Origin of the sequence: Hydrocoleum sp. CS-953, assembly GCF_002260545.1 — a bacterium.
GTDB lineage: Bacteria > Cyanobacteriota > Cyanobacteriia > Cyanobacteriales > Microcoleaceae > Trichodesmium.
The window spans coordinates 1-6,401 of the sequence record NZ_LGSU01001057.1 but is presented as its reverse complement, the minus strand read 5'-3'; the positions used below and the strand labels follow the sequence as shown (position 1 = coordinate 6,401).

The window sequence follows — 6,401 nt, the reverse complement described above, 5'->3', positions numbered from 1 at the left end:
TAACTGAATTTCAAGCCTCTGGGTTTAGCTAGAGGTACTGATAACCGATAACTGATAACTAAATTTCAAGCCTCTGGGTTTAGTTAGAGATACTGGTAACTGATAACTGAATTTCAAGCCGCTGGGTTTAGTTAGAGATACTGGTAACTGATAACTGAATTTCAAGCCTCTGGGTTTAGCTAGAGGTACTGATAACCGATAACTGATAACTAAATTTCAAGCCTCTGGGTTTAGTTAGAGATACTGGTAACTGATAACTGAATTTCAAGCCGCTGGGTTTAGTTAGAGATACTGGTAACTGATAACTGAATTTCAAGCCTCTGGGTTTAGCTAGAGGTACTGATAACTGATAACTGAATTTCAAGCCTCTGGGTTTAGCTAGAGGTACTGATAACTGATAACTGAATTTTAAGCCTCTGGGTTTAGTTAGAGATACTGGTAACTGATAACTGAATTTCAAGTCTCTGGGTTTAGTTAGAGGTACTGATAAATGATAACTGATAACTGAATTTCAAGTCTCTGGGTTTAGTTAGAGGTACTGATAACTGATAACTGATAACTGATAACTGATAACTGATAACTGAAATGACCACAACCTCCGACTATACAAACAACACAAACCCGATGGAAACAACAGTTCCCCAGTTAGGTGCATTTTTACAAGCTCATAATGAAATTGAATTTATCCTACCACCTTTAGTGGGAATGATGATTACCAATAGATTTCAATTACGGGGTGCTACCGCATTGCTAGTTAACCTTACAGTTGCTGGTTTTGTGCGAGAAATTATTGAACAACTCAAAGAGCAAAAAATAAATATAACTACACCTGTAGTTGATACTGAGGCAACAACTATTTCTCAATCAGTAAGTCCGGTTAGCAGTGAAGACTCCCCAGCATATACTATAGTGCATTCTACTCCAGGTCGCATCCGGTTACGAATACCAAGAGTAGCGTCGGAACCAGACTATGCCAAACGTTTAGAACAACTGTTAAGTGCAGACTCCCATGTATTAAAAGTGCGGATCAACAAGGCAGCAAGTTCTATTATCATCCAATATCAGGCTGACGGAATGTCAGACTGGGAACTAGGAATGTTATTAATGAATATTATTCAAGAGGCTGAGTCTGATGAAGAGGAAATATCTCAACCAGAGGAATAAGTTAAAAGTTAATGGTGGTGGATAGTAATGGTATAAGAAGTGTGGGGAGTGTGGGGAGTGTGGGAAAAAAAATGTATATTCTCATCATTACTACGCAGGACTACCAAAACTTCAGACCAAGAGAAATTTATGATTTCTATCTTTGGCAACTCTAATTATTAGTGTTGGGTTAGTCTGTGGGAAATAAGATACGTTACCTAAACCGGACCTACTAGACCGACACAGCTAAAATGCTTCAATAAGCGTAGGTTGGGTTGAGGTAGGAAACCCAACAAAAATTAAGGCGTATGTATGTTAGGTTTATCCTACAGATAAGTTACACTAACACTTCGTTCTAGAAAGGACTAAATTTTTAGGCGTGTCAAGCCACTTCTGAACTGACACAGCTAATTTTCCCAATTATATTATTGAGGGGCAGGTTTATCTGGTTGAATCTTGAGTCTCATTAATTTAAGGCTAAACCCGCTCCTAGCAAAATTTTATATCATGTCCGCTGGTATCGGAGCGTGTAAAAGTTGGGGAAATGTTTACCTAATTTAAGGTTTTTCCTTTTCTTCTTCCTTCTTCCTTCTCTCCTAGATAATATGAGCCTTCTTCCTTACCTTCTCACTTGCAATACCGATGCTACCGGAGATGATATTAGATGTGTTAAGTCACTACACTAGAAACAGTAGAAATACTTCCTAATTTAATTAAAGTCATGCAAATTATCAAATCACAACAACAAGGGTCAGCATCTGTATTAGCATTCAAAACTCCCACAATATCATTAGTTCATCGGATTCCTGGGCGAGTCAGGTTTCGCGTGATGCGCTTGACTATAGAGACAAACTATGCTAAAAATGTACAAGAATTATTAGAATTGGATACCCATGTAAAAAAAGTTCGGGTTAACCAAGCTGCGAGTTCTATCATGATTAATTATCAGACTAAAGACAGATCGGAAGCAGAAGTGCTAGAGCATCTGGTATATCTGATGGAAAATGTTGATAATTCTGCCACCAAAATTGTCAGTCAAAAAGTTGACTCCCAAGTACCATTAGAAACAGAAGAAGAGGAAAATGAGGGAGAATGGTCGAGCCTAGTAAAACCAGGTCTAGCTACCCTATTAGCTTTTCTCGGCGGACCGTTAAAATTACCAATCTCTCCACAACTAAGTTTTAGCGCCTTAGCTATAGCAGCATTCCCAGTAGTGAAACGCGCTTTCCACAGTTTATTTATCAACCATCGCATTAATATTGACTGTCTCGACTTCCTCTCCTTAACCCTCGGCGCAATTCAAGGGAAACTATTAACACCAGCATTAGTGTTAACTCTCCATGAACTGGGAGATGTAATTCGCGAACAAACTGCTAGGTCAACCGAACATGAAACTGCTGACTTATTAGATGCAATAGGACGTTTTGCCTGGGTAAAAAGAGATGGAGAGATACAGCAAATAGCAAGTGACCAAGTAAAACAAGGCGATACAGTAATAGTTTATCCAGGAGAACAAATACCTGTAGATGGGGAAATTTTGCAAGGTGAAGCAGTCATTGACCAACAGCAACTTACCGGAGAGTCCATGCCAGTAGTAGGAAAAATAGGCACTATTGTCTATGCTTCTACTTTGGTGCGTTCTGGTCAAATTTATATCAAAGCAGAACGAGTAGGTACACAAACTCGCGCTGCTGCGAGTATTGAACTATTACAAAAAGCCCCAGTGCATGATACTAGAATGGCAAACTATGCCTCTCAAATGGCTGACAAATTAATTTTGCCGTCCTTAGTTTTAGCTACCATTGTCTTAGGTACAACTCGCGACCCCAGTAGGGGAGCATCTATTCTGACTCTCGACTTTGTGACTGGAATTCGGGTATCTGTTCCTACGGCATTTTTAGGTGCGCTTAACCATACCACCAGACATGGAATTTTGGTCAGGAGTGGTCGTACTTTGGAAATGTTGGCGGAGATTGATACTATCGTTTTTGATAAGACTGGTACTTTGACTCAAGGTAATATTGCTGTGGTGGGAGTGGAAACTGTCGCCGGGCGAATGAGTGCAGAAGAAGTATTGGCTTTAGCAGCTTCTGCGGAACAACGTATTACTCATCCAGTGGCAGAGGCGATCTTCAGTTATGCTCAAGAACAGGGTGTGAATATTTCTCCACGGGGTGAGTGGGATTATAAAGTTGGGTTGGGTATTCAAGCAGAGATTGATGGTAAGGATGTTTTGGTAGGGAGTGCGAAGTTTTTGACTCAAGCGGGGGTTGATTTGGATTGTTTTTATGAGCATCATCCCTGTTTTCAGGAAAATTGCGAACATCCGAATCAAGAATGTCCGGTGTCTGAGTGGTTATCTTTGATTTATGTGGCTTGCAATGGGGAGTTTCAGGGAGCAATTCAATATAAAGATCCAGTGCGTGCGGAAAGTATGCCTTTGATAGTCAGGTTGGAGAAAGATTATGGCATGGAAGTACATTTGCTGACTGGGGATAATGAGGTTAGGGCAAAAATGGTGGCAGCAGAGTTGAAAATTCCAGAGTCTCAGGTTCATGCGGAGGCTTTTCCTGACCAAAAAGCTGCTATTGTTCGAGATTTGCGCCGAGCTGGAAAGACTGTGGCTTTTGTGGGGGATGGGTTGAATGATTCTGTGGCTTTGGCTTATGCAGATGTGTCGGTTTCTTTTGAGGATGGTTCGGATGTAGCTAGGGAAACCGCAGATGTGGTGTTGATGAATAATAATTTATCTAGTTTGTTGGAGGCGATCGCTATTGCTAAGGAAACTAAAAATCTGATAGAACAAAATACTATAATGGTGGTAGGGCCAAATCTGGTGGCTTTGGGATTGGCCTCCACAGTGGGACTACATCCTTTAATTGCTACAGTGGTCCATAATGGCAGTGCGATCGCTGCTGGTTTAAATAGTTTGCGTCCTCTGGTACAGCATCAGTTGGAAAGTGGTAAATAACTGTTAAAATATAATTAGGTAATAGGAAATAACTGCACAATTTTTCTGATTTTAAACTCTGTCCTTAAGGGCGGGATATTATTTAGAGATGAAGAACAGTTAAATAGGGTTTGCTGGTTAAATATCCAAGCCTTTATAGATAAAGGTTTCAGCATTTTTAGGTCTTTAAAAAGTACAAGGTTTTCGCTCTCTAGAGCTGCAAAAAGTTAAGATTTTGGGTTGACGCGAGGCAGAAGAATGAAGGGATAATTCTTCTTCCTAGCTCCTATAAATTTCCCATTCCTCCTGACTCCTACCCTCACCCATAAGACTTTTTCAGCAAGCCCTAAATAACTATTTAAAGTTAACTTCTTACTTCTTAAAGTTATGTCACTTGTTCACTTAAAAAAATCTGTCCTAACTCTTCACCTCCGAGAAATGGTTGAAGATGGTCAAACTAACAATCAATTTGCCATATTAGGATTAGGTATGTTTTTATTGGGTCCTTTAGTAGCTCCTACTGTTGCTAAAATGGGTAGACCTCTTGCCAAAGCTATGATTAAAAGTGGTATTTCTCTATATGAACAAAGCAAGACAACTTTTGCCGAGATAGGTGAAGAATTTGCCAATAATTTAGCAGAATCTCAAACCAATCGGCGGTGTTAAAATTATCAGCATGAATTTGGTATAACTCTCTCGAAATAAACCAACGAGAGAGTATAAATTTAACTGTAAAATTTATGGAGTTGCTGACTTATTTGTATTCAATTCTTGTTGGGAATATGCACCCGCTTTTAAGTTAGATTTATGTTGTGTTTCTGCTGCTACTTCTGCCTTTGCTTCTGCCACAATATCTCCAAAAACTTCTACTGTTTCTGCCAGAGCGCCTTTAGTTTTTTCCAATAAAGAAACTCCTGTTTTAATAGTTGCCTTAGCCACAGGTTTCAACAAAGGTAAAATAATTGGAGTTAAAACAACCGCCCCCACACCCACTGCAATTGGAACTCGATGCTGAATTATCGTTTGTTTAACTTGTTGTGGTAAGTTTTGAGTTGCTTGTTCCCAAGTTTGATTAACTGGAACAGGTAAATTTTTATTAACTGATTCCAGTGGATTTTGATTCATTTGTGCTGCCATTTTATGCTCTCCTGATTTTGTACAAAATACAATTTTAACAATAAATCTTATTAAAAACAATTAATTTTTAATTAAATAATACTAAATCCACTTATCGGAGTAGGACTTTGAGTCCTGCTCAAATTTTTCTTTTTGCCTCTTGCCTTTTGGATAAGTGCTTCCATCAGCAATAACCTTTATAATTCAACCATATTTGCTATAATACTAATTTGATAAATGTTTGTTGCAAATGGTTGAATTCAAGAATTAAGAATTAAGAATTTAGAATGCGCGAATTACCTCTCCTTGAAAAGAAGAGGATTGATGAACAGGAAAATTTTTATTTATTATCCCCTTAAAAGGGGAGGCTTTAAACCACAATATTTCGGTAAGGAAGAGGGCAGAAGGAAGAAGGAATAAAGATTGAAAAAAAAAGAGAAAAATGATAGAGATAGCTATCTAAAATAAATTGGAGAAGTTCTTGTTAAGCATTTCGGATCGAGACGCACCTTTTTGTAGGATTCTTTTTTTTAACTGGTAGAAGTCTTGATATAGCAATTCCCATGCTGCTGAGGTACAAAATTCGTTTGTTTTAGGGAAAACTTAACTGGGAACACTTAACTGGTATGGAGGGAATAAGGAATAGGGAATAGAAAAGAAATTAAAGATAGGTATACCTCATAAGCTTGAGAAACGCTATAGCAATCCTCCGCATATTTGTGGCAAAAATCTTACTGCTTTTTAGGCAAGAGGCAAGAGGCAACAGGCAACAGGTAAGAGTTTCAAATTTTTTATCTACTTTTTAATTTATCACAACCTATTTAGGATTGCTATATATCAATTACTATAAAATTTGCTATACTTGGATTTTCTATTGTTAAATACTTATTTGTTGAAGTTAATCCTCCGTATTGAGTAATTACTGTCAGGAATCAAGAGGGGATTTTTTGTGAAATTACCGAATAATTAATAATTAATTATTAATAATTAATAATTAAATAATTCTGGTTTAAAGCCTCCCCTTGGATAGGGGAAAAAAAGCGGTCGTTTGCGAAGCATTCCGTCAGGATGGGATGGCGAGGTCTCCTCGCCATATCCAATCGACCAAGAGAAGAAATAATATTTCCTGATCTTCAATCAAGAAAGGTTTTAACCAGAGGTAATTATCAATTATCAATTATCAATTATCAAT

The 6,401-nt window shown here is 38.2% G+C and carries 4 protein-coding genes; 3 read left to right on the top strand and 1 reads right to left on the bottom strand.

The genetic code is table 11. The features are described 5' to 3' along the window. Positions 1-585 precede the first annotated feature (585 nt). From AFK68_RS15605 to AFK68_RS15595, 3 genes are all read left to right on the top strand, one after another. Positions 586-1,164, top strand: a complete 579-nt coding sequence (locus AFK68_RS15605) for an HMA2 domain-containing protein (protein WP_094673586.1) — start codon at positions 586-588, stop codon at positions 1,162-1,164. A gap of 700 nt (positions 1,165-1,864) precedes the next feature. Continuing rightward, entirely contained in the window at positions 1,865-4,114 is a 2,250-nt protein-coding gene (locus AFK68_RS15600; RefSeq protein ID WP_094673585.1) for a heavy metal translocating P-type ATPase, read from the top strand. Positions 4,115-4,480: 366 nt separating this feature from the next. Beyond that, positions 4,481-4,759 carry a DUF5132 domain-containing protein gene (locus AFK68_RS15595; RefSeq protein ID WP_094673584.1) on the top strand — a complete coding sequence of 93 codons (279 nt, stop codon included), beginning with the start codon at positions 4,481-4,483 and terminating at the stop codon, positions 4,757-4,759. 72 nt (positions 4,760-4,831) lie between these two features. Here the strand turns inward: AFK68_RS15595 and AFK68_RS15590 are convergent, their stop codons facing one another. Continuing rightward, a complete protein-coding gene (locus AFK68_RS15590; protein ID WP_246844220.1) occupies positions 4,832-5,230 on the bottom strand; it encodes a DUF5132 domain-containing protein in 399 nt (132 codons plus the stop codon). Between the last annotated feature and the right edge of the window lie 1,171 nt (positions 5,231-6,401).

Bases quoted from the DNA above. Each gene is read 5' to 3' on its own strand.
- AFK68_RS15595 (WP_094673584.1), top strand. From the start codon at position 4,481: ATGTCACTTGTTCACTTAAAAAAATCTGTCCTAACTCTTCACCTCCGA.
- AFK68_RS15605 (WP_094673586.1), top strand. From the start codon at position 586: ATGACCACAACCTCCGACTATACAAACAACACAAACCCGATGGAAACA.
- AFK68_RS15600 (WP_094673585.1), top strand. From the start codon at position 1,865: ATGCAAATTATCAAATCACAACAACAAGGGTCAGCATCTGTATTAGCA.
- AFK68_RS15590 (WP_246844220.1), bottom strand. From the start codon at position 5,230: ATGGCAGCACAAATGAATCAAAATCCACTGGAATCAGTTAATAAAAAT.